Annotated in this window: 22 protein-coding genes; 11 read left to right on the top strand and 11 right to left on the bottom strand. The window is 72.5% G+C overall.

Annotated elements, in window-relative coordinates; genetic code table 11:
- Positions 1 to 2 precede the first annotated feature (2 nt).
- The 3 genes from ACFWCH_RS02760 (at position 3) to ACFWCH_RS02750 (ending at position 2,970) form a co-directional block, all read left to right on the top strand.
- Positions 3 to 1,184: an acyl-CoA dehydrogenase family protein gene (locus ACFWCH_RS02760; RefSeq protein WP_136029539.1), complete on the top strand. Its 1,182-nt coding sequence runs from the start codon at positions 3 to 5 to the stop codon at positions 1,182 to 1,184.
- Entirely contained in the window at positions 1,181 to 2,068 is an 888-nt protein-coding gene (gene mmsB, locus ACFWCH_RS02755) for a 3-hydroxyisobutyrate dehydrogenase (RefSeq protein WP_247637816.1), read from the top strand. Before ACFWCH_RS02760 ends, mmsB begins: the two co-directional genes overlap by 4 nt.
- Before the next feature lie 125 nt (positions 2,069 to 2,193).
- Positions 2,194 to 2,970 carry an enoyl-CoA hydratase-related protein gene (locus tag ACFWCH_RS02750; protein WP_378802854.1) on the top strand — a complete coding sequence of 259 codons (777 nt, stop codon included), beginning with the start codon at positions 2,194 to 2,196 and terminating at the stop codon, positions 2,968 to 2,970.
- A 92-nt stretch (positions 2,971 to 3,062) separates the two neighbouring features.
- Here the strand turns inward: ACFWCH_RS02750 and ACFWCH_RS02745 are convergent, their stop codons facing one another.
- The 3 genes from ACFWCH_RS02745 to ACFWCH_RS02735 are packed head-to-tail and all read right to left on the bottom strand — an operon-like array spanning position 3,063 to position 4,510.
- Positions 3,063 to 3,506, bottom strand: a complete 444-nt coding sequence (locus ACFWCH_RS02745; protein ID WP_136029545.1) for a YdeI/OmpD-associated family protein — start codon at positions 3,504 to 3,506, stop codon at positions 3,063 to 3,065.
- A gap of 9 nt (positions 3,507 to 3,515) precedes the next feature.
- Positions 3,516 to 3,974 carry an SRPBCC family protein gene (locus ACFWCH_RS02740; RefSeq protein ID WP_136029547.1) on the bottom strand — a complete coding sequence of 153 codons (459 nt, stop codon included), beginning with the start codon at positions 3,972 to 3,974 and terminating at the stop codon, positions 3,516 to 3,518.
- Complete coding sequence (locus ACFWCH_RS02735) at positions 3,974 to 4,510, bottom strand: MarR family winged helix-turn-helix transcriptional regulator (RefSeq protein WP_136029549.1); 537 nt, start codon at positions 4,508 to 4,510, stop codon at positions 3,974 to 3,976. The genes ACFWCH_RS02740 and ACFWCH_RS02735 overlap by 1 nt, the downstream gene beginning before the upstream one ends.
- A 173-nt stretch (positions 4,511 to 4,683) precedes the next feature.
- Here ACFWCH_RS02735 and ACFWCH_RS02730 point away from each other — a divergent pair, with 173 nt between their 5' ends.
- The 5 genes from ACFWCH_RS02730 to ACFWCH_RS02710 are packed head-to-tail and all read left to right on the top strand — an operon-like array spanning position 4,684 to position 9,632.
- Positions 4,684 to 5,460, top strand: a complete 777-nt coding sequence (locus ACFWCH_RS02730; RefSeq protein ID WP_136029550.1) for an electron transfer flavoprotein subunit beta/FixA family protein — start codon at positions 4,684 to 4,686, stop codon at positions 5,458 to 5,460.
- 1 nt (position 5,461) lies between these two features.
- Positions 5,462 to 6,433, top strand: a complete 972-nt coding sequence (locus ACFWCH_RS02725; RefSeq protein ID WP_247637814.1) for an electron transfer flavoprotein subunit alpha/FixB family protein — start codon at positions 5,462 to 5,464, stop codon at positions 6,431 to 6,433.
- A gap of 2 nt (positions 6,434 to 6,435) precedes the next feature.
- Positions 6,436 to 8,385, top strand: a complete 1,950-nt coding sequence (locus ACFWCH_RS02720) for a cytochrome b/b6 domain-containing protein (protein ID WP_378802853.1) — start codon at positions 6,436 to 6,438, stop codon at positions 8,383 to 8,385.
- Between the two features lie 54 nt (positions 8,386 to 8,439).
- The gene (locus ACFWCH_RS02715; RefSeq protein ID WP_136034426.1) at positions 8,440 to 9,186 is read left to right on the top strand and encodes a hypothetical protein; all 747 of its coding nucleotides are present in this window, start codon (positions 8,440 to 8,442) and stop codon (positions 9,184 to 9,186) included.
- Positions 9,171 to 9,632, top strand: a complete 462-nt coding sequence (locus ACFWCH_RS02710; protein ID WP_136034428.1) for a nuclear transport factor 2 family protein — start codon at positions 9,171 to 9,173, stop codon at positions 9,630 to 9,632. Before ACFWCH_RS02715 ends, ACFWCH_RS02710 begins: the two co-directional genes overlap by 16 nt.
- Positions 9,633 to 9,648: 16 nt before the next feature.
- On the opposite strand, the gene ACFWCH_RS02705 is transcribed toward ACFWCH_RS02710, so the two are convergent.
- Together ACFWCH_RS02705 and ACFWCH_RS02700 are read right to left on the bottom strand one after the other, a co-directional pair.
- Positions 9,649 to 10,809 (bottom strand): NADH:flavin oxidoreductase/NADH oxidase, encoded by a 1,161-nt coding sequence (locus tag ACFWCH_RS02705; RefSeq protein ID WP_206252593.1) that lies wholly within the window; start codon positions 10,807 to 10,809, stop codon positions 9,649 to 9,651.
- Entirely contained in the window at positions 10,806 to 12,170 is a 1,365-nt protein-coding gene (locus ACFWCH_RS02700; RefSeq protein ID WP_247982255.1) for an MFS transporter, read from the bottom strand. The genes ACFWCH_RS02705 and ACFWCH_RS02700 overlap by 4 nt, the downstream gene beginning before the upstream one ends.
- A 120-nt stretch (positions 12,171 to 12,290) precedes the next feature.
- Here ACFWCH_RS02700 and ACFWCH_RS02695 point away from each other — a divergent pair, with 120 nt between their 5' ends.
- Positions 12,291 to 13,325, top strand: a complete 1,035-nt coding sequence (locus tag ACFWCH_RS02695) for an MBL fold metallo-hydrolase (protein ID WP_247982254.1) — start codon at positions 12,291 to 12,293, stop codon at positions 13,323 to 13,325.
- Here ACFWCH_RS02695 and ACFWCH_RS02690 read toward each other — a convergent pair.
- From ACFWCH_RS02690 to ACFWCH_RS02670, 5 genes are all read right to left on the bottom strand, one after another.
- Positions 13,312 to 13,746: a nuclear transport factor 2 family protein gene (locus tag ACFWCH_RS02690; RefSeq protein WP_136034047.1), complete on the bottom strand. Its 435-nt coding sequence runs from the start codon at positions 13,744 to 13,746 to the stop codon at positions 13,312 to 13,314. The genes ACFWCH_RS02695 and ACFWCH_RS02690 overlap by 14 nt on opposite strands.
- A complete protein-coding gene (locus ACFWCH_RS02685) occupies positions 13,743 to 14,186 on the bottom strand; it encodes an acyl-CoA thioesterase (RefSeq protein WP_378802852.1) in 444 nt (147 codons plus the stop codon). The genes ACFWCH_RS02690 and ACFWCH_RS02685 overlap by 4 nt, the downstream gene beginning before the upstream one ends.
- Entirely contained in the window at positions 14,183 to 14,926 is a 744-nt protein-coding gene (locus ACFWCH_RS02680) for an SDR family NAD(P)-dependent oxidoreductase (RefSeq protein WP_247637809.1), read from the bottom strand. The genes ACFWCH_RS02685 and ACFWCH_RS02680 overlap by 4 nt, the downstream gene beginning before the upstream one ends.
- Before the next feature lie 77 nt (positions 14,927 to 15,003).
- Positions 15,004 to 16,602, bottom strand: coding sequence for an NAD(P)/FAD-dependent oxidoreductase (locus ACFWCH_RS02675; RefSeq protein ID WP_247637808.1), 1,599 nt, complete (start codon positions 16,600 to 16,602; stop codon positions 15,004 to 15,006).
- Positions 16,599 to 17,522: an alpha/beta hydrolase gene (locus ACFWCH_RS02670; RefSeq protein WP_247637807.1), complete on the bottom strand. Its 924-nt coding sequence runs from the start codon at positions 17,520 to 17,522 to the stop codon at positions 16,599 to 16,601. Before ACFWCH_RS02670 ends, ACFWCH_RS02675 begins: the two co-directional genes overlap by 4 nt.
- 81 nt (positions 17,523 to 17,603) lie before the next feature.
- Between ACFWCH_RS02670 and ACFWCH_RS02665 the strand changes: the two genes are divergently transcribed.
- Complete coding sequence (locus ACFWCH_RS02665) at positions 17,604 to 18,176, top strand: PadR family transcriptional regulator (protein ID WP_247637806.1); 573 nt, start codon at positions 17,604 to 17,606, stop codon at positions 18,174 to 18,176.
- Positions 18,177 to 18,206: 30 nt separating this feature from the next.
- Here ACFWCH_RS02665 and ACFWCH_RS02660 read toward each other — a convergent pair whose 3' ends face one another.
- On the bottom strand, positions 18,207 to 18,986 hold the full coding sequence (locus tag ACFWCH_RS02660; protein ID WP_136034058.1) for an SDR family NAD(P)-dependent oxidoreductase: 780 nt from the start codon (positions 18,984 to 18,986) through the stop codon (positions 18,207 to 18,209).
- Positions 18,987 to 19,118: 132 nt separating this feature from the next.
- Here ACFWCH_RS02660 and ACFWCH_RS02655 point away from each other — a divergent pair, with 132 nt between their 5' ends.
- Entirely contained in the window at positions 19,119 to 20,345 is a 1,227-nt protein-coding gene (locus tag ACFWCH_RS02655) for an ABC transporter substrate-binding protein (RefSeq protein WP_136034060.1), read from the top strand.
- The last annotated feature ends 14 nt before the right edge of the window (positions 20,346 to 20,359 follow it).

Below are 20,359 nucleotides of genomic sequence, written 5' to 3'. Positions count from 1 at the left end.
ACATGACCATGACCAGCGTCACCACCACCGCCGAGGAGCGCGAGGCCATCCTCGACGCCGTCCGCGAGTTCGCCGAGACCGAGCTCGCCCCGCAGGCCGCCGAGCGCGACGAGAAGCACCTGTTCCCACGGGAGTCGCTCAACCGCGGCGGCGAGCTCGGGCTCGGCGGCATCTACGTGAGCGAGGAGTACGGCGGCACCGGCCTGTCACGCGTCGACACCGTCGCGATCTTCGAGGAGCTCGCCAAGGCCGACCCCGCGGTCGCCGCCTACATCTCCATCCACAACATGGTGGTGTGGATGATCGACACCTACGGCGACGACACCCAGCGTGCCGCCTGGCTGCCGCAGCTCACGGCCATGCAGGAGTTCGGCGGCTACTGCCTCACCGAGCCGGGGGTCGGATCCGACGCCGCCAACGTGGCGACCAGCGCCGTGCGCGACGGCGACGACTACCTGCTCACCGGCGTCAAGCAGTTCATCTCGGGGGCGGGCGAGGCGGCCGTGTACGTCGTGATGGCGCGGACGGGCGAGCCGGGAGCGCGCGGCATCAGCGCCTTCCTCGTGCCGGGCGACGCCGAGGGGCTGAGCTTCGGCGCCCCGGAGAAGAAGATGGGCTGGCACGCGCAGCCCACCCGGCAGGTGATCCTCGACGGCGTGCGGGTGCCCGCGGCCGCGATGCTCGGCGACGAGGGTCGCGGGTTCGCGATCGCGATGTCGGCGCTCAACGGCGGGCGCCTCAACATCGCCGCCTGCTCGCTCGGCGGAGCCCAGGCGGCCCTCGACCGCGCCGTGCAGTACGTGCACGAGCGGGTGGCGTTCGGGGAGCCGCTGGCCGAGAAGCAGTCGATCCTGTTCGCGATCGCCGACATGCGCACCGACCTCCAGGCCGCGCGGCTCATGGTGCGCGACGGTGCGGAGGCGGTGGACGCGAAGGCGCCGGACGCCACGATGCGCTGCGCCATGGCGAAGCGGTTCGCCACCGACGCCGGCTTCGACGTCGCCAACCGCGCGCTGCAGCTGCACGGCGGCTACGGCTACCTGCAGGACTACGGCATCGAGAAGATCGTCCGCGACCTGCGCGTGCACCAGATCCTCGAGGGCACCAACGAGATCATGCGACTCATCGTCGGCCGGGAGATGCTGCGGCCGGCGGGGTCGGCGTCGATGCGGAGCGCCTCATGACCCGCGTGGCCTTCCTCGGCCTCGGCCACATGGGCCTGCCGATGGCGAAGAACCTCGTCGCGGCGGGACACGAGGTGCACGGCTTCGACCTCGTGCCCGCGGCCGTGGAGGCGGCGCGGGCGGCCGGGATCCTGGTGGCGGCCAGCGGCGCGGAGGCCGTGACCGACGCGGAGGTCGTGATCACGATGTTCCCCGCCGGGAAGCACGTGATCGAGGCGTATCGCACCGAGCTGCTGGCGGCGGCGCGCCCCGGCACCCTGTTCATCGAGTCGTCCACGATCGCGGTCGACGAGGCCCGCGCCGCGCACGCGCTCGCGCTCGCCGCCGGTCACCGCAACATCGACGCCCCGGTGTCCGGCGGGGTCGTGGGCGCCGAGGCCGGGACGCTGGCGTTCATGGTGGGCGGCTCGGACGAGGACTACGCGGCGGCACTGCCGCTGCTCGAGGTCATGGGCAAGCGGATCGTGCACTGCGGTGGCTCGGGTCTCGGCCAGGCGGCGAAGGTCTGCAACAACATGGTGCTCGCGGTGTCGCAGATCGCCGTGGCGGAGGCGTTCGTGCTCGGCGAGCGGCTGGGGCTCGAGCACCAGGCGCTGTTCGACGTGGTGTCGCAGGCGTCGGGGCAGTGCTGGTCGATCACGACGAACTGCCCCGTGCCCGGTCCGGTGCCCACGAGCCCCGCCAACCGCGACTATCAGCCCGGCTTCGCGGGGGCGCTCATGGCGAAGGATCTCGGGCTCGCGCTGCAGGCGATCGAGCAGACCTCCACCGACGCGAAGATGGGCCGGCTCGCGCAGCAGCTCTACGCCGCGTACGCCGCGGGCGACGGGGCCACGCGCGACTTCTCCGGCATCATCACCGACATCCGCGACGACCGCGTGTAGCACCCCCGTCGCGGAGCGCGGAGCGCCGGCGACCGGACGACCGGTGCCCGAGCGGGAGCGCCGGCGACGGGGCGACCGACGCGACGGGCGATACTGAAGCAGAACCACGACGGAGAGGGAGACAGATGACCGAGTACGAGACGATCCTGGTGGAGCAGCGCGGACGGGTCGGATGGATCACCCTGAACCGCCCGCAGGCCCTCAACGCGCTGAACAGCACCGTCGCCGAGGAGGTCACGGCCGCCGCGCTCGCCTTCGACGCCGACGACGGCATCGGCGCGATCGTCGTCACGGGTTCGGAGAAGGCGTTCGCCGCCGGAGCCGACATCAAGGAGATGGAGGGGATGTCGGCGGCGCAGATGCGCGAGACGGATCACTTCGGGGCGTGGCGGGACTTCGCCGCCGTGCGCACCCCGGTCATCGCCGCGGTGTCGGGCTTCGCGCTCGGCGGGGGGTGCGAGCTGGCCATGATGTGCGACATCATTCTCGCGGCCGACACCGCGCAGTTCGGACAGCCCGAGATCAACCTCGGGGTCATCCCGGGCATGGGCGGCACGCAGCGGCTCATCCGCGCGGTCGGCTACTACAAGGCGGCCGAGCTCGTGCTGTCCGGCCGCTTCCTCGGCGCGGAGGAGGCCGAGCGGGCGGGACTGGTGTCGCGCGTCGTGCCCGCGGCGGAGCTGCTGGCCGAGGCGACCGCGCTCGCGGACGGCATCGCGGCGAAGTCGCTGCCGTCGGTGTACGCCGCCAAGGCCGCCCTCGATGCGGCCATGGAGACCACGCTCGCGGAGGGCCTCGCTCATGAGAAGGAGGCGTTTGCGGCGCTGTTCGACACGGCCGACCAGAAGGAGGGCATGGCCGCGTTCCGCGAGAAGCGCAAGCCCGACTTCCAGAACCGCTGACCCTGGTTCACGGCTCCTCAGAGACGCGGGACTGTTGCGCGCACCGCGCGGTGTGGCGCCGGTTCGCCCGGGGTCCTGAGGGCTGTGAACGGTCAGCCGCGGAGACCGTCGAGGATCTTCGCGATCCGGCGGTCGCGCGTCGCCGGCTGCTTGGCCTCGGCGACCGCGCGCGCGTGCTCCTTGCGGGCGCTGGGGGAGAGGGCGTCGAAGGCCGCCCGCAGGGCGGGGTCGGCGTCGAGCGCCTCGGCCAGCGCGGGCGGCACGTCGACGGTGCGCTCGGCGGTGTCGAGGCGGATCACGGCGTCGACCTCCTGGTCGATCTCCACCCCGAGGTCGGCGCGAACCGCCTTGCTGAAGCCGATGAGGTTCTCGCCGCCCATGCGGGCCAGCCGCAGTCGCGCGGTGCGGCCGCCGATGGTGACGGCGACGGGGAAGCTCTTGCCGGCCCCGAACGAGGCGACCTGCTCGTCGGTGAGCTGGATCGCCGCGGCGGGACCGCGACCGGTGAGGACGGTGTGCAGGCGCAGTTCGCTCATGCCCAGAGGTTACGCCCGCCGCCCCTCGATCGCAGCGACCAGGGCGTCGTTGCGCTCGCGGATGAGCCGTTCCATGTAGCGGCCGAGCACCAGGGCGTCGACGAGGCGGCCGAGCGGCCCGAGGGGCGAGTGGAACGCGATGGTGTCGCGCATGAGGGTGCCGCGCGGATGCGGTTCGAAGACGTGCTCGTGCCGGAGGTCGCCGAACGGCCCGCGGAGCTGGCGGTCGGTGAACCGGGACGGCGCCTCGATGTCGAAGACCACGGAGCGCAGCCGGAAGGGGATGCCGAAGTGCCGCGCGCGCCAGGTCACCGTCGACCCCTCGGAGAAGCGGCCGCCCGCGGGTTCCTCGATCATCGTCTCGCCGTAGCGGGCCATCGACGCGAGGTGCAGGGCCGGGTCGAGCGCGGCGTCGAACACCTCCTGCGGGGGCGCGGCGACGACGGTCTCGATCACGAACCGGGGCATCAGAGGGGCTCGGGGAGGGGGCGGGGGTCGATGAAGTCCCCGGCGTCGCGGCGCATGCGGGCGACGATCGCGACCAGTTCGGCGGCGTCGTCGTGGCTCAGGCCGGGGTCGGCGAACACGTCGGCGTTGAGCGCGGCGGTGGCACGCTCGACCAGGTCGCGTCCCTCCGCGGTCAGTGCGAGCATCGCGGCCCGGCCGTCGTGCGGGTGCGGCTCGCGCACGACGAGGCCGTCGCGGACCAGGCGCTCGGCGGTGCTGGTGACCGTGGTCGCATGCACCTGGAGGCGCGCGACGACGCTCGACAGCGGAAGCCGCCCGGTGCGGCTGAACGCGAGCAGCCGCAGCACCTCATACCGCGCGAAGCTCAGCGCGAAGGGCTTGAGGGCCGCGTCGACCCGGGCGAGCAGCAGCTGCTGCGCGCGCATGACCGAGGTGACGACCGTCATGCCGTCGGCCGCGTCGGTCCAGCCGTGCGCCACCCACTGCCGCTTGGCTTCGGCGAGCGGATCGACGGGGAGAGGGCGAGGGCGGACCACGTCTCTACGGTACCGGCGTGTCGCGGGTTGCCTCGGACGCGGTCGCGCAGGGCGTGGCTGTCGGTTATGTATACATTCACCGCGGATTCGCGGGCCGCAGCCGGGGGTTTCCTCGGTTTTTGGCTACATAGACCGCCATGCCGATAGACTCGCCGTGTCGTGAGGAGCATTCGATGAAGATCTTCGTCCTGGTCAAAGAGGTGCCGGACACCTATGGCGATCGCAAGCTGGATCTCGAGACGGGGCTCGCGGATCGTGCGGCCGGAGACGTCGTGCTCGACGAGATCACGGAGCGGGCCCTCGAAGTGGCCCTGAGCTACGCCGACAAGAACGAGGGCACCGAGGTCGTCGCCGTCGCCATGGCACCCGAGGGGTCAACCGCGTCCGTGCGCCGCGCGCTCGCGATCGGTGCCGGTTCGGCCATCCACATCGCGGACGAGCAGCTCGCCGGTGCCGACCTGGGGCTCACCGCGGAGGTCCTCGCCGCGGCCATCCGTCGTGGCGCCCCCGACCTCGTCATCACGGGCAACCTCTCGACCGACGGCTCCGGCGGCGTGATTCCCGCCATGCTCGCCGAGCACCTGGGCTGGGCGCAGGCCACCGCACTCACGTCCGTGGAGATCACGGCGGACGGCGTCTCGGGCACCCGCGGTGCGGACTTCGGCGGACAGCAGGTCACGGCACCGCTGCCCGCGGTCATCTCGATCACCGAGGCGCTTCCCGACGCCCGGTTCCCGAACTTCAAGGGCATCATGGCGGCGAAGAAGAAGCCGCTGGAGGTGGTGACCCTCGCCGACCTCGACGTGTCGGCCGACCCCGCCGCGGCGCCCCGCACCATCATGACCGCGGTCGCGGAGAAGCCGCCGCGCGCCGCGGGCGTCAAGATCACCGACGAGGGCGATGCCGCCGACAAGCTCGTCGACTTCCTCGTGCAGAACAGGCTGGTGTGACATGGCGTACCCCGAGAACCCGATCCTCGTCCTGGTCGACCTCGACCCGTCGGGCAACGCCGCCAGCAGCACCGCCGCTCTGTTGGGGGCTGCGGCCGGTATCGGCACCCCCGTGGCTCTCGTCGTGGGCGGCGGGAAGGAGGCCGTGGATCAGGCCGCGGCCGCCGGTGCCGCCGTCGTGCTGACCGCCGAGGGCGATGCGACCGCGCTCACCGTGCCGCTCGTCGACGCCCTGCAGGCCGCGGTCGCACAGGTGCAGCCCGATGCGGTGCTCGTGTCGAACTCGATCTCCGGACGCGACGTCGCCGGTCGCCTCGCGGTGCGCCTCCCCGGTGCGCTCGCCGTCGACGCCGTGGGGGTCTCCCGCGACGAGGAGGGCGTCGTGGCCCACCACTCGGTGTACGGCGGGGCCTACCTCGTCGATGCGGCCGCGACCTACGGCACGCTCGTGGTCACGGTGCGGCAGGGCGCGGTCGACGCGCGGGCCGAGGCCGTCGCCTCCCCGCAGGTCGAGCAGCTGACGGTCGCCCCGTCGGGTGCGGTCGCGGCGACCGCCGGTCCGGTCGAAGCCGTCGAGGCCACGTCGACCCGGCCCGAGCTGCGCGGGGCGACCCGTGTCGTCTCCGGCGGGCGCGGTCTGGCGTCGAAGGAGAAGTTCGTGCTCGTCGAGGAGCTCGCCGACGCCCTCGGTGCGGCGGTCGGCGCCTCGCGCGCGGCCGTCGACGCGGGCTACATCCCCCAGTCGCACCAGGTCGGGCAGACGGGTGTCTCGGTGTCGCCGCAGCTGTACGTCGCGCTCGGCATCTCCGGCGCGATCCAGCACCGGGCAGGCATGCAGACGTCGAAGAACATCGTGGCGATCAACAAAGACCCGGAGGCGCCGATCTTCGACGTCGCGGACTTCGGCATCGTCGGCGACGTGTTCACGATCGTGCCGCAGGTGATCGCCGCGCTCGAGGCGCGGAAGAAGTAGTCATGGCCACGCGGATGCTGCGACGCGGTCTGCCGCGTGTGCCCGGTGGCGAGCCGTGGCCGCCGGCCGACGTGTCCGTCGAGGTCGCGGATGCGGCCTCCGTCGGTGCGGATGAGGCGTCGGTGGCCCTCTCCGCCTCGCAGGCGCAGTCCGGGGCCGCTGTCGGTTCCGCGGCCGCGGAGGAAGGCGCGAGCGGTGTCGGCGTCGCGGCCGCATCGCCCGTGATCGAGACCAGCGCCGAGACGACCCCGCCGGCCGAGCCGAGCACGAGCTCCGCGGCCTCCTCTGTCGCCGCGCCGGCTCCCGCGACGGCCGCATCCGGGCCGTCGCGTCTTCGTCGAGGCCTGCCGCGCGTTCCGGGCGGAGAGCCCTGGCCGCCCGCGTCGGCCTCCGCCGGGCTCGGATCTGCGACCGGCGCCGAGCCCGCCCCCGTTCCCGAGGCCGCTTCGGTGACGGCTGCGCCCGGTGCCGCTGCTTCGGTGACGGCTGCGCCCGGTGCCGTCACACCCGGGATCGCTGCACCCGGTGCCGCGGCACCCGCGGTCGCCTTGCCCGCCGAGGGTGCCGCGACTGATGCGCCCGGAGCCTCGATCGCGGGCGGCGCGCCGTCCGCCCCCGCGACCACACCCGGCGCCGCGACGGTGCGCCGGGGTCTGCCGCGCGTCGCCGGTGGCGAGCCATGGCCGCCCGCCGGGACCGTGCCGTCGTCCGCCGGGACCGTGCCGTCGCCCGCCACTGCTGCTGCCGCTCCCGCCGCTGCTGCCGCTCCCGCCGCCACTGCTGCTGCCGCTCCCGCCGCTGCTGCCGCTCCCGCCGCCGCCGCTGCTGCAGCTTCCGCTGCCGCTCCCGCCGCTGCCGCCGCTCCCGCCGCCACCGCTGCCGCCGCCACCGCTCCCGCCGCCACCGCTCCCGCTGCCGCTGCCGTTCCCGCCGCCGCGACGCCGAGCACGACGGAGATCGTGCCGGCCGCCGACCTCGCGACGCCGCTGCCGTGGACGCGGACGGTGTGGAACGGCCGTGCGCCGCGTCACCTCACGACCTCTCCGGACACGGGTCGCCGCCGCCCGACCTGGACGCAGGCGATCGCGGGGCTCTTCGGTGCCGCGGCCCTGGGCGTGCTGGCCGGCGCGGCCGTCGCGCTGGTGCGGGCACTGCTGAGCGCCCCGTTCATGCAGGACTTCCTGGCAGCGTTCCCCGGCGAGTACGAGCCGGCGATCCCGGTCGAGCCGGGCTTCGCGCCGTGGGTCAACTGGGCGCATTTCTTCAACATGTTCCTGATCGTGCTGATAATCCGCTCGGGTCTGCAGGTGCGCACCGAGAAGCGGCCGACCGTGTTCTGGACGCCGCGGAACAACCCCAAGGGAAAGATCAGCCTGAACCTCTGGTTCCACCAGGCGCTCGACATCCTGTGGCTCGTGAACGGCGTGGCCTTCGTGGTGCTGCTCTTCGTCACCGGGCACTGGGTGCGCATCGTGCCGACGAGCTGGGAGGTCTTCCCGAACGCGCTGTCGGCGGCCCTGCAGTACGTCTCGCTCGACTGGCCGCACGAGAACGGCTGGAACAACTACAACAGCCTGCAGCAGCTCGCCTACTTCGTGACCGTCTTCGTGGCGGCGCCGCTCGCCGCCGCCACCGGTTTCCGCATGTCGGGGCTGTGGCCGAAGAGGGCGGAGCGGCTGTCGAAGGCGTACCCGGTGGAGTGGGCACGCGCGCTGCACTTCCCGATCATGCTGTACTTCGTGGCGTTCATCGTCGTGCACGTGGCACTCGTGATGCTCACCGGGTTCCAGCGCAACCTCAACCACATGTTCGCGGCGCAGGATGCGGCGACCTGGACCGGGTTCTGGGTGTTCGTGCTCTCGCTCGTCGTGATCGCGGGCGCATGGGCGGCGGCGCGTCCGCTCGTGCTCGCCCCGATCGCGAAGCTCTTCGGCAAGGTCTCCGGTCGCTGATCGCCCAAGGTGAGCGGGTGTTGACAGGTCACCAAGCAAACGCTTGACTGGGGCGTGTCGCTGCCTCTCGCCTTCTTCTCCTTCGTCCGTCTCGACGACCGCTCACAGCACGCCGAGTACAACCGCTGGCATCAGCTCGACCACCGGCCCGAGAACCTCGCCCTGCCCGGCGTCGCAGGGGGAGACCGGTGGGAAGTGCGACCGACGGGTGATGGTCTGGCCACAGGGTCACTCGCCGGCGCTGTGGACTTCGTCGCCATGTACTGGTTCCGCGACCCGGTCGACGAGTCCGTCGCCGCGTGGGATGCGCTCGGGGAGGCCTCGTTCCAGTGGGGTCGCGGGCCGCTGCTCCCGGGCATCCAGCGCCCCCTGCTCGCGTTCTTCCGTCCGGTGAAGGGCTATGCCGCCCCGCGCGCTCTGGTGTCGCCCGACGTGCTGCCCTACCGCCCGAACCGCGGACTGCACCTCACCGCCACCCGCTTCGCCGAGCCGCATGGCCACAAGGCCCACGAGGCGCATCGGCGAGAGGACCGCGAACTCATCCCGGCCCTGCTCGACGTGGACGGCGTCGCCGGCGCCTGGACCTTCTCGTACAGCCACCCGCAGCGGCACTCCTCCCTGCCGTTCGACGAGAGCCCGGCCGATGAGCCGGGGTCCCTGCGCCTCCGCCTGCTCTATCTGGAGGACGATCCCGACCTCGTGACCCCGGCTCTGCGCGCCGTGGAAGAGCGGTTCCCCGGGGCGGGCGAGGTCGTGCTGTCGACCCCGGTGCACACGATCATCCCGTGGCAGGACTGGTGAGCGCCGATCTCGAACGGCGGCTGCGGGCGCTCGAGGACCGCGCAGAGATCGCCGAGCTGATCGCGCGGTACGGGCCCGCCGTGGACAGCGCGGACGCCGCCGAGGTCTCGGCGCTCTGGGCGGCGGATGGCACCTACCGCTTCGACGACACGGTTCTGGACGCGGACGGCATCCGGACCCTGGTCGACCTGCCGTCGCACCGCGAGTATCTGCGCCGCGGCTGCGCGCACGTACTCTCCGCCCCTCGGATCGAGATCGACGGGGACACGGCGGTGGCCGTGACGCACTCCGTGGTGCTGCTGCGCGACGGCGACCACTGGGAAGCGGAGCGGGTCAGCGCCAACCGGTGGGAGCTGGTGCGAACGACGAACGGATGGCGCGTGCGGGAGCGCCGCAATCACCTGCTCGACGGGGATGCGGTCGCCAGAGAGCTGCTCGCTCCCTGAGTGCTCGGGCTCCGGCTCAGCCCTCGAAGCGCGAGAGCGGGGTCTCACCCGCGGCGGCGAGCCGGGCGAGCGTCCGCGCGCGCGGACCGAGGGCGCTGCCGAACCGCACGTCCCATCCCTCGTGGCTGTCGTCGCCGAGCGCCGCGCGCGCGTGATGCGGCCAGTTGGGGTCGTCGAGCGCCTCCCGGCCGAGCAGCACGAGATCGGCGTCGCCGTGGTCGAGCAGTCGATCGGCCTGCACGGGGTCCACGATCAGGCCCACCGTCGCGGTCGGCACCCCGGCCTCGTCGCGGATGCGGCGGGAGAAGTCGGCGTGGAAGGCGAAGCCGCGGCGGACCCTGGTGTCCGTCGAGCGGTCGGTGGTGATGCCCCCGGACGAGGTGTCGATGAGGTCCACGCCCTCCGCGGCGAGGGCGCGCGCGATGCCGACCGTGTCGTCGATGCCCAGTCCGTCCGCGGCGCCGTCGACCGCGGACAGCCGGAACGACAGCGGGATGCCGTCGCCGATCGCCGACCGCACGGCGGTGACCACCTCGCGCGGGTAGCGGAGCCGGTTCTGCGGACTGCCGCCGTACGCGTCGGTGCGACGGTTCGACACGGGGGAGAGGAACGAGTGCAGCAGGTAGCCGTGGGCGCCGTGCAGCTCGACGAAGCGGAACCCCGCGGCGACCGCCCGCACCGCGGCGTCGTGCCAGTCCTGCACGGAGCGGGCGATGTCGGCCGCGGTGACCGCCGCGGGCACGGCGTGGCCCGGTCCTGCCGCCAGGGCGCTCGGGGCGTCGAGGGGCCAGGGGCCGTGGCCGACCGCGGCGTCGGTCTCGTCCAGGGGTGCACCGGCCCGCCACGGCTCGCGCACCGCTGCCCGCCGCCCCGCGTGACCCAGCTGCACCCCGGGAACGGCGCCCGCGGCACCCACGACCTCGGCGACCCGACCCCACCCCGGCACCTGCTCGTCGCTCCACAGTCCCGCGTCGAACGGCGAGATGCGGCCCCGCGGATGCACGGCCGTCGCCTCGGCGATCACGAGCCCCGCACCACCCAGGGCGAAGCGTCCGAGATGCGCGACGTGGAAGTCGGTCACGAAGCCCTCGCGGGACGCGTACATGCACATGGGGGAGATCCCGATGCGGTTGGGCAGCGTCACGGAGCGCAGGGTCAGTGGCGAGAACAGGGTCATGGCGACTCCGGGAGACGGGGGAGGCGGAGGACGGTGGCGAGCACGGCGGTCACGGCACCGCACAGCGCTGCGGCGCCGAAGCACAGCAGAAGCGCCTGCTCGGACAGGAAGGACGGATCGGCGGCCGAGGGCAGGGCGGTGATCGCGAACGCGAAGAGAGCGGCGACGACCGCGCCGGACAGCGTGCGGATGACCGAGTTCACACCGTTCGCGGTGGCGACCTCGTCTGGAGGGACCGAGGCGGTGATGAGCGACGGCATCGCCGCGAACGCGAACGCCACCCCCGCGCCGACCAGTGCCGAGCCGAGCAGGACGGGCAGGGCCGCGCCGTGGAACAGCATCCGCAGCAGGAACGCCGCGGCCATGAGCGACGACCCCAGCAGCAGTGCGCGCTGCCCGCCGAAGCGGCTGATCACACGGGCGGCGAGGGGCGCGAGGGCGATCATCGTCACGGCGGACGGCAGCAGGAAGAGCCCGGCGGCGGCGGTCGTGGTGGCCAGGCCGTAGCCGGTCGCGGCGGGTGCCAGGGCCTCCTGGGTGGTGAGCAGGTGGTTGGCGTACATGCCGGCCGTCGCGAAGAACGAGGCCACGTTGATCGGCAGGATCGGTGCGCGCAGGCTCGTGCGCACGTCGATCAGCGGTGCCGGGTGCCGTCGCTCCCACAGCAGCCAGGCGAGCAGTGCCGCGGCCGCGAGTGCCGCGAGTCCGAGCGTCGGCACGCTGGCCCATCCCCAGTACTGACCCCGCGAGATGGCGAGCAGCAGGGCCGTGAGCCCGAGCGCGAGCAGCACGGCCCCGATGCCGTCGAATCCCCGCACGGGTCGCGTGGGGGCTTCATCGATGCGCAGCCGGATGAGCACGCAGAACACGGCGCCCACGATGGCGGAGCACCAGAACACGGCCGGCAGTCCGCCCCACGCGAGCAGCGGCCCGGCGAGCACGAGGCCCAGCGCGGAGCCCATGCCGAGCGTGCCGCTCATGAGGGCGATGCCGAGCACGGCGCGGCGGCGGGAGACGAGGGCGCTCAGGAGGGCGATGCCGATCGGCACCACGGCGGTGCCGAATCCCTGGAGCGCCCGGCCGATGAGCACCGCGAGGAATCCGGGCACGACGGCCGCGATGACCGATCCGGCGACGAGCAGCGACATGGCCACGAGCAGCATCCGCCGGCGGCCGTGCAGGTCGGCGAGCCGCGTCACCACCGGTGTGCCGACCACCCCGGTGAGCAGGGTGACCGTGATGAGCCAGGACGCATCGGCGGCCGTGGTGCCGAGCAGGGCGGGCATGAGCGGCAGGATGGGCACGATGAGCGTGAACTGCAGGGAGGTCAGCATGCCGCATGCGGCGAGCAGTGCGACCACTGCGCGCTCGTGGCGCTCTCGTCCCGACTCCACTGTCACCGTCCCGCTCGCGGGACCGCGTCCCAGGCGTCAGGCTAGCCGGATCTCGTGAAATGAACAAGCGATTGCTAGGGTGATGTCATGAACGCGGTAGCGGACGACGTGGTCCCCGTCGACGAGGCGGAGCGGACGGCGTGGGATCGCGGCGAACTGCGCCCGCCCGCCGAGATCGCCCCCGGCCTGTGGTGCATCCCGGTCGAGATCCCCGAGGGTACGCTGCCCGGCACGCTCGCCTACGCCGTGCTCGGCGGCGACGGCGTGCACCTGATCGATCCGGGGTGGGACACCCCGGGCAACCTGTCCCGCATCGAGGAAGCGCTCGCCGCCGCCGGCCGCGCGCTGTCCGAGCTCGCGACGGTCGTCGTGACCCACCACCACCCCGACCACCTCGGGCTCGCCGCACGGCTCCGCGACCGCACGGGAGCCCGCATCGCGATGTCGTCCGCCGAGCGACGGGTGCTGGGTGTCGTGGTCGATCCCGCGGCCACCGACCCCGCGGCCTACCGCCATACGGTCGAGCGCTGGGGCGTCCCCCGCGATCGCCACGCCGAGCTCCTGGCGTCGTTCACGCGTCCGTCCCTCACCGGCGACGTGGAGCCCGACGTGCTGCTCGCCCACGGCGACGTGCTCGACCTCGGCGGGCGGCGCCTCGAGGTCGTCGCGACCCCGGGGCACACGGGCGGTCACGTCTGCCTCGCCGACCGAGAGGCGCGACTGCTGTTCACGGGCGATCACGTGCTGCCGCGCATCTACTCGGGTGTCGGCATCGGCGTGCTGCCGGGCGATGAGCCCCTGGGCGACCTGCTCGACTCGCTCGACCGCCTGGCGCCGTTCGACGCCTTCACGGTGCTGCCCGGCCACGAGTTCCGGTTCACCGGGCTGAGGGAACGGCGGGCTCGGATCGCGGCCCACCATCTGCGTCGCACGGCCGAGGTGGCAGCGCTGGTCGACGAGCTCGGCGACAGCCCGGTGTGGGAGTACGCGCAGCGCCTCACGTGGACCGCGGGATGGCAGGGGCTCGACGGATTCTGGCTGCACTCCGCGCTGCGGCAGACCGAGATGCACCGCGAGCTCGTACGCAGCGGCCGGGCCCGCGCGTGGCTCAGCCCCGGCTGATCACGCGTCGCCGCAGCAGCCAGCGGTCGCCGTCGCGCACGAACTCGTCGGCGTACACCCCCATCGCCGCGAGCACCGGCGCCCCGTCGGTGCCGCGGTAGTAGCGGAAGTAGGCGCGCGACCGCGCCCGGTCGCCGTCCACCTCGACCGCGATGCTCGACACGTCGTGCCGCGTGTGGGTGCCCGGGCCCTGGATGCCGGCCGCACGGCGCTCGTGCACGCCCGCGAGCAGCGCCGCCCTCCCGGAGATCGTCTGCACGTCCATCGGCAGGTCGGTCGCGTCGGTGAGGTCCCAGACCGCGTCCGGAGTGAAGCACCGCACGTACTCCGCGGGGTCTCCCGCGTCGGCCAGGTGGGCGATGCGGGCGAGCAGCATCGCGATCTCCTGACGGTCGCCGATCGTGCGCAGGTCGACGCTCATGCGGCGCCCCGTCCCGCCCAGCGCTCCAGGTGCGCGCGCAGGTCGGCGGGGATGCGCACGGGCTCCTGCGCGGGGGAGACCGTCACGACCGTGTTCTCGGCGCGCGCGACCGGCACGTCGTCGTCGAGTCGGGTCATGCGGAACGCGAACCGGAATGACGAGGCGCCGATGCGTCCCAGACGCAGGTCGATGCGCACCTCGTCGAACAGGCGGGCTGCGGCAAGGTACTCGCACGTCGTGGCGCGTGACACCGTCCACCACCCGAAGCGCTCGACCAGCGTGTCCTGCCGTAGCCCCTGCAGATAGAGGAACTCCGACTGCAGCGCCTCCATCTTCGGGAACCAGGCGGCGTAGTAGAGGATCCCCGCGGGGTCGGTGTCCGCGTAGCTGAGGCGGGTCGTGTGGGAGTGCAGCACCGGGCGCTCGGGCTCCGCGCTCACTGGGTGACCGTCCAGCCCCCGTCGACCGGGAGGAAGACGCCGTTGACGTAGCCCGCGAGCGGCGAGAGCAGGAACAGTGTGGCCCAGGCGATGTCGTCGGGCGTGGCCATGCGCTTCAGCGGAATGCGCGTGAGGACACGCTGTCCGGTCTCGCTGCTCGCGAACCCGGCGAGCCGCGGGGTGTCGGTCATCCCGGGCGCGACGCCGTTGGAGCGGAACTCGTGGGCGCGGTGGGCGGCGAGGTGGCGGACGTAGCCCATGATGGCGGCCTTCGCGGCGGAGTACCACGCGCTGTCGGTGCCCACGAGGTTGCCGGCGACCGAGGTGGTGGCGACCATCGCGGCGCCGGTGCCGGGACCGGCCGCCGCCCAGGCGTCGGTCACACGGCGCACGCTGCCCACGCAGATCTCCAGGGCACGGTCGAAGGGGAGTGTGGAAGCAGACGCGGGGCCGGCGTTGTTGTGCAGGTAGCGCACCGGGCCGAGGGTGGCGGCGGCGTCGGCGAAACCCGCGGACACGGCGGCATCGTCCGACACGTCGGCCACCCAGGTGTGCACCGCGGGGGCGATCGCGCGCACCTGCGTCGCGGTCTCCTCGAGTCCCTCGGGGTTCAGATCCCACAGGCTCAGGGCCAGTCCGAGCTCGGCCGCGCGCACGGCGGTCGCCCGGCCGATGCCGCTGCCCGCGCCGGTGATGAGCACCGCGTCTCCCGTGGTGAATCCGAGGTCGATGGCACTCATCCCGCGCTCCTTTGCCCAAGCATTTGCTTGTTTGACTCTAGCGGCGAGGTCGTCCGAAGGCCAGCCAGACTGCGCGATCAGCGCGACGACAGCACGAAACCGCGGAATCCGGCGGCGGCGACCTCCTCGCACCGGTCGATGTAGGCCTTGAAGCCGCCGATGTACGGCAGGAAGCCGCGAGCCTTCCCCGCGATGTTGGCGCCGGTGTACCACGAGGGTGCGGAGCCGAACAGCGTGCGGTCGGCGAGCTCGAGGGAGTGCGCCGTCCACGCCTCCGCCGCATCCGCGCGCGCCTCGATCGACGTGAACCCGCGGTCACGGCAGTGCGCGATCATCCGCAGCGCCAGGTCGCCCTGCTGCTCCGACGTCAGCGCCATGTTCGACAGCACGCTGGGGCTGCCCGGGCCGTTCAGCACCAGCAGGTTCGGGTACCCGGGCAGTCCGATACCGAGGTAGGTGGAGGGAAAGCCGCTCCAGTCCTCGCGCAGCGAGTGGCCCTCGCGGCCCCGGATGTCGATCGCCGTCAGGGCCCCGGTCATGGCGTCGAAGCCCGTGGCGTACACGATCACGTCGTGCTCGCGGTGCCGGGCGGCCGTGCGGATGCCGGTCGGGGTGACCTCGGCGAGAGGCTCCGTGCGCAGATCCACGAGCGTCACGTGCGGGGCGTTGAACGTCTCGTAGTAGCCCGAGTCCGTGCAGATGCGTTTGGTGCCCACGGGGTGATCGCGCGGGGTCAGCGTCGCGCGCACCTCGGGATCATGCACCCGCTCGGCGAGCTTCTCCTCGAAGAACAACCGCGCGGCGTCGTTGATCACCGGGTCGACCGTGAGGCCCTGAAACGCCTTCGCGAACAGCACGCCGCCGCGGGTCCAGCTCTCCTCGAACACCGCCCGCCGCTCCTCCTCGCCGGTCTCCGCGAAGGGCACGGGATGACTCGTCCACGGCGAGCCCGCGGCACCGTTCCACGACAGCTCGCGCCGTCGCGGCAGGGCCCGCTGCTGCTGTGCCCACTCCTCGTCGTCGATCGGACGGTTGAACGCGGGCACGCTGTAGTTGGCGCTGCGCTGATACACCGTGAGCTCGGACGCCTGCTCCGCGAGCAGCGGGATGGCCTGCACACCGGACGACCCCGTGCCGATCACGGCCACGCGCCGCCCCCGCAGGTCGACCGGGCCCTCGGGCCAGGCGGAGGTCTGCAGCACGGTGCCGGCGAAGGTGTCGCGCCCGGGGAGATCGGGCAGCTGCGGCTTCGAGAGCCCGCCCGTCGCCATCACCAGCCACCGCGCGGTCGCCGTCAGCCCGGTCTCCGTGCGCACCTCCCAGTGCTGCAGCCCCTCGTCCCAGGTCGCGGCGGACAGGCGCTGCCCGAACCGGTAGTGGCGGCGCACGTCGAAGCGGTCGGCCACGTGGTTCAGGTAGCGCAGGATCTCGGGCTGTGTCGCATAGCGCTCGGTCCATCGCCATTCGCGCTGCAGCTCGTCGTCGAACGAGAACGAGTAGTCGATGCTCTCCACGTCGCACCGCGCACCGGGGTAGCGGTTCCAGTACCAGGTGCCTCCCACGTCGTCGCCGGCCTCCAGCCCGAGCACGTCGAGCCCGGCCCGTTCGGCGTGGATCGTGGTGTACAGCCCGGCGAGGCCGGCGCCGACGACGAGGAGGTCGTGCTGGGTGGTCATGTCTGCTCCTTCGCAGGGGTGGGGGTGAGCGCGCGCACGTCGCTCCAGAGGAGGGCCGCGGCGGACGCGGCGGGGCCGTAGCCGGGGATCGTGAGGAATCCGTGGAACTGGTCGGGATGGTGTCGCTCGACCACGGGCACCCCGGCGGCGCGGAGACGCCGGGCGTACAGCGCCCCCTCGTCGCACAGCGGGTCGAGCCCGGCGGTCACGACGACGGCGGGCGGCAGATCGCCCAGGTCGTCGACCGCGAGCGGCGTGACGTCGGGGTGGACCCGGTCGGCGGTGTCACCGAGGAAGGTGCGCCAGTAGTGGGCGAGCAGCTCGGCGGTCACGAAGTACCCCGCGGCTCGCGTGCGATGGCTCTCCGTGGCCATGGCCGGGTCCAGGAACGGGTACAGCAGCACCTGGCCGACGACGGGGCTGTGGCCGCGGTCGCGGAGGGCGATCGCGGCGCCGGCGGCGATGTTGCCCCCCGAGCTGTCCCCTGCGGGGAGCAGCCCGTGCGGCGCGAGGCCCGCCGCCACCGCCCAGTCCGCGGCGGCCACGAGGTCGTCCCGGGCGGCGCCGGGTCCTGCCTCCGGCGCGAGCCGGTAGTCGACCGACACGACGATCGACTCCGTCTCCCGCGCCCAGCGCCGGCAGAAGCCGTCGTGTCCGGCGATCGAGCCGTGCAGAAAGCCGCCGCCGTGCGCGTACACGGTGGTGGGCGCGCCATCGCGGATCGTCGCGGGGCGGTACACGCGGATCGGGATCGGGTGCGTGCCGCGCGCGACCACCGCGTCCTCCGCGTCGGCGTCGTCGAGGTTCGCGGCGGGGCGGATGCGCGCATCCACGGCGGCGCGTCCCGCCAGCGGGTCCATCGTCCAGATCGGCGGGAACGTCGCGTTGAGCAGGTCCAGCATCCGGGTCGTCTCGTCCACCTGATCTCCTTCGATCGGCGTCGGTATGACTGTTAGTCATAGTACGATCAGGAATATCTCACTCAACGACGAGGAGGTCAAGTGACCGATCACGAGAACACCCCGGAGCTGCCGGAGCTGCCCGCCACGAGCTGGGCCGTCCTGGGCATCCTGTCGTTCGACACCGAGCTGTCGGGCTACGACGTCAAGCAGTGGGCCGACCAGAGCCTCGCGTTCTTCTACTGGGCTCCGTCGCAGAGCCAGATCTACACCGAGCTGCGCCGGCTGGAGGACCTCGGCCTCGCGGTCTCCCGGGTGGAGCAGACGCACGCCGCGAAGAGCCGGCGCCTGTACGCGATCACCCCGCTCGGACGCGACCACATGCGGCGCTGGACCGACGACGTGCCGCCCGAGCCGGTGGTGCTCAAGCACCCGCAGATCCTGCGCCTGTGGGCCGCGCACAACGGCGATCTCGACCGCCTGCGCGCCGCGCTCACCGCCTACCGCGACGAGGCACTGCGGACCGCTGAGGACGCGGGGGCGCACGCCAGGGGAGCCGAGCGCGAAGAGGCGTGGCGGTTCTCCGGGGTCGCCCTGGAGTGGGCGGAGCGGTTCAACCGCGACGAGGCCGCCCGCATCGACTGGCTGCTCGAGCGCCTGCAGGGCATGCGATGACGCCGGGCCGCGCGTGACCGTCCCCGGGGCTCAGAGCCCGAAGCCCCCGTCGACGTCGAGCTTCTGCCCCGTGATGAACCCGGCCGCGGGCGACGCGAGGAAAGAGACCGCCGCGGCGATGTCGTCCGCGGTGCCGAAGCGGCGCATCGGGATGTTGGCCATGGCCACGTCGAGCGCCCGCTGGTCGAGGTCGCCCGAGGCCATGAGGCGGGCCGACATGCCGTCCCACAGCATCCCGGGGCCCACGGCGTTCACGCGCACGCCGAAGCGGCCCTCCTCCGCGGCGAGCCCGCGCGCCAGTGCTTCCACCCCGCCCTTCGGGGCCACCGAGAGCCCGTCGCGGACGGGGTATCGGCGGGTGCCGGCGCTGGTCACGACCGTGAGCGAGCCGGACGCCTGGCGCAGGGCGGGCAGGAATGCCGAAGCGATCGTGAAGAAGCCCACGAGGTCGTCGTCCACCTGGCGGGCGAACTGCGCTACGGGGACCTTCGACAGGTGCACCATCGGCACGTGGGGACCGGCGGCGTGCACCACCGTGTGGATCGCACCGTGGCGCGCCACGAGGTCGTCCGCGAGGGCGCGGGCGGCCTCCTCGTCGCGCACGTCCAGGCGGTGCAGCTCGATGTCGGCACCCAGGGCCGTGCGCACCTCGGGGGCGGGCACGGAGCGGTGGGTGACGACCACGCGCATGCCCGCCGCGGCCAGGCTGCGCGCGATCGCCGAGCCGATCCCTCCGGTGCCTCCCGTCACCACGGCGACGCCGTCGAGGGGGGAGGGCTGGCGGGCGTCGATGCTCTGCTGAGTGTCCATGAGCGGCGAATCTAACAGCAGTTCCGTCATCAACCAAGCAATTGACCGGTTGGGCATTGTCCGGGTGATCCGAGTGTGATTTACTAAGCAAGCGTTTGGTCGCTCTAACTCAACGATGAGAGAGGTTCGGAAATGCGATTCAAGAGGCTCGCGGCAGTCGCCGCAGGGATCGTGGTGTCGTCCATGGCGCTCGCCGGCTGCTCCGGCGGCGATGCGGACGCCGACAACAGCGGCGGCGGGGACGCCGGGGGCGACCCGATCAAGATCGTGGTGCTGGGCGGCATGGGCGCGGAGGGCATCCTGGCGGACAACGCCACCACCGCCGTCACGGCAGCCCTCGCCTCCGTCGACGCCGTCAACGACATGGGCGGCATCCTCGACCGCGAGGTCGAGATCACGCATCTGGAGGACAACGCCGACCCGACCGTCGCCGTCACCAAGCTGCGCGAGTACATCGCCACCGAGGGCAAGCCCGCCCTCGTGATGAACTCCGGCCCTTCCACCATCACCGAGGCGATGCTGCCGATCCTCACGCAGAACCAGATCGTGTCGTTCAACATCGGCCCGACCACCGGCTCCGGCGACCCCTCGGTCAACCCCTACAGCTTCGACCTGAGCGCGTCCGTGCCCGACTACCTCGGCTCGTTCGTCGCCGAGATGGAGGATCGCGGCTACGAGGACGTGGCCATCCTGCACGGCTCCAGCGCCTACGGCGAGCTGTTCGGACAGCTCGGTGAGACCACCTTCGCCGACGCGGGCTTCACCGTCACCGGCAACGAGGGCTTCGACAACGCCGCGCTCGACATGACCCCGCAGCTGTCGGCGCTCCAGCAGGGCGACCCCGACGTGCTCGTTCTCGACGCCTACGGCGCCCCGCTCGGCTACGTGCTGCAGAGCCTCGAGAAGCTCGGCTGGGACGTGCCGGTGATGGGCAACTCCTCCGTCGCCGCGACCGGTCTGATCGCCACGCCCGCCCCCGACGGCGTGCTCGGCACCGATCAGGTGAAGAACCTCACCATGCAGGTGTACTCCAGCACCCAGTACAACCCCGACGACACCAAGGTCAACGACGCCGTGGAGCGCATGCTCGCCGCGGGCGACATCAAGTCGTCGCTGATCCTCGCGTACAACTACGACTCGGCGCTGCTGTTCAAGGCCGCCGCGGAGAAGGCCGGTGGCATCGACGACCCCGACGCCCTGGTCGAGGCGCTCATCGACCCCGAGGTGCAGAAGGCGGCCGAGACGGCGATCCTCGCCAACTACGCGTTCGAGAAGGACGCGCACAGCCCGCACGTGAGCCCGGACCAGTTCGCGTTCATCCCGCCGGGCGAGCTCGTCAACGGTCAGTTCCAGCCCTGACCCGGCCGGCGAGC

The organism is Microbacterium sp. NPDC060132, assembly GCF_042729675.1.
GTDB lineage: Bacteria > Actinomycetota > Actinomycetes > Actinomycetales > Microbacteriaceae > Microbacterium > Microbacterium sufflavum.
Note: the sequence above shows the minus strand (reverse complement) of the source record. Positions and strands in the feature narration are given on the sequence as shown.

Coding starts and splice junctions, on each gene's coding strand:
- ACFWCH_RS02705 (WP_206252593.1), bottom strand. CDS start 10,809: ATGACCCTGTTCTCGCCACTGACCCTGCGCTCCGTGACGCTGCCCAAC.
- ACFWCH_RS02660 (WP_136034058.1), bottom strand. CDS start 18,986: ATGGACACTCAGCAGAGCATCGACGCCCGCCAGCCCTCCCCCCTCGAC.
- ACFWCH_RS02675 (WP_247637808.1), bottom strand. CDS start 16,602: ATGACCACCCAGCACGACCTCCTCGTCGTCGGCGCCGGCCTCGCCGGG.
- ACFWCH_RS02720 (WP_378802853.1), top strand. CDS start 6,436: ATGGCCACGCGGATGCTGCGACGCGGTCTGCCGCGTGTGCCCGGTGGC.
- ACFWCH_RS02730 (WP_136029550.1), top strand. CDS start 4,684: ATGAAGATCTTCGTCCTGGTCAAAGAGGTGCCGGACACCTATGGCGAT.
- ACFWCH_RS02655 (WP_136034060.1), top strand. CDS start 19,119: ATGCGATTCAAGAGGCTCGCGGCAGTCGCCGCAGGGATCGTGGTGTCG.
- ACFWCH_RS02690 (WP_136034047.1), bottom strand. CDS start 13,746: ATGAGCGTCGACCTGCGCACGATCGGCGACCGTCAGGAGATCGCGATG.
- ACFWCH_RS02760 (WP_136029539.1), top strand. CDS start 3: ATGACCATGACCAGCGTCACCACCACCGCCGAGGAGCGCGAGGCCATC.
- mmsB (WP_247637816.1), top strand. CDS start 1,181: ATGACCCGCGTGGCCTTCCTCGGCCTCGGCCACATGGGCCTGCCGATG.
- ACFWCH_RS02750 (WP_378802854.1), top strand. CDS start 2,194: ATGACCGAGTACGAGACGATCCTGGTGGAGCAGCGCGGACGGGTCGGA.
- ACFWCH_RS02745 (WP_136029545.1), bottom strand. CDS start 3,506: ATGAGCGAACTGCGCCTGCACACCGTCCTCACCGGTCGCGGTCCCGCC.
- ACFWCH_RS02680 (WP_247637809.1), bottom strand. CDS start 14,926: ATGAGTGCCATCGACCTCGGATTCACCACGGGAGACGCGGTGCTCATC.
- ACFWCH_RS02695 (WP_247982254.1), top strand. CDS start 12,291: ATGAACGCGGTAGCGGACGACGTGGTCCCCGTCGACGAGGCGGAGCGG.
- ACFWCH_RS02725 (WP_247637814.1), top strand. CDS start 5,462: ATGGCGTACCCCGAGAACCCGATCCTCGTCCTGGTCGACCTCGACCCG.
- ACFWCH_RS02740 (WP_136029547.1), bottom strand. CDS start 3,974: ATGCCCCGGTTCGTGATCGAGACCGTCGTCGCCGCGCCCCCGCAGGAG.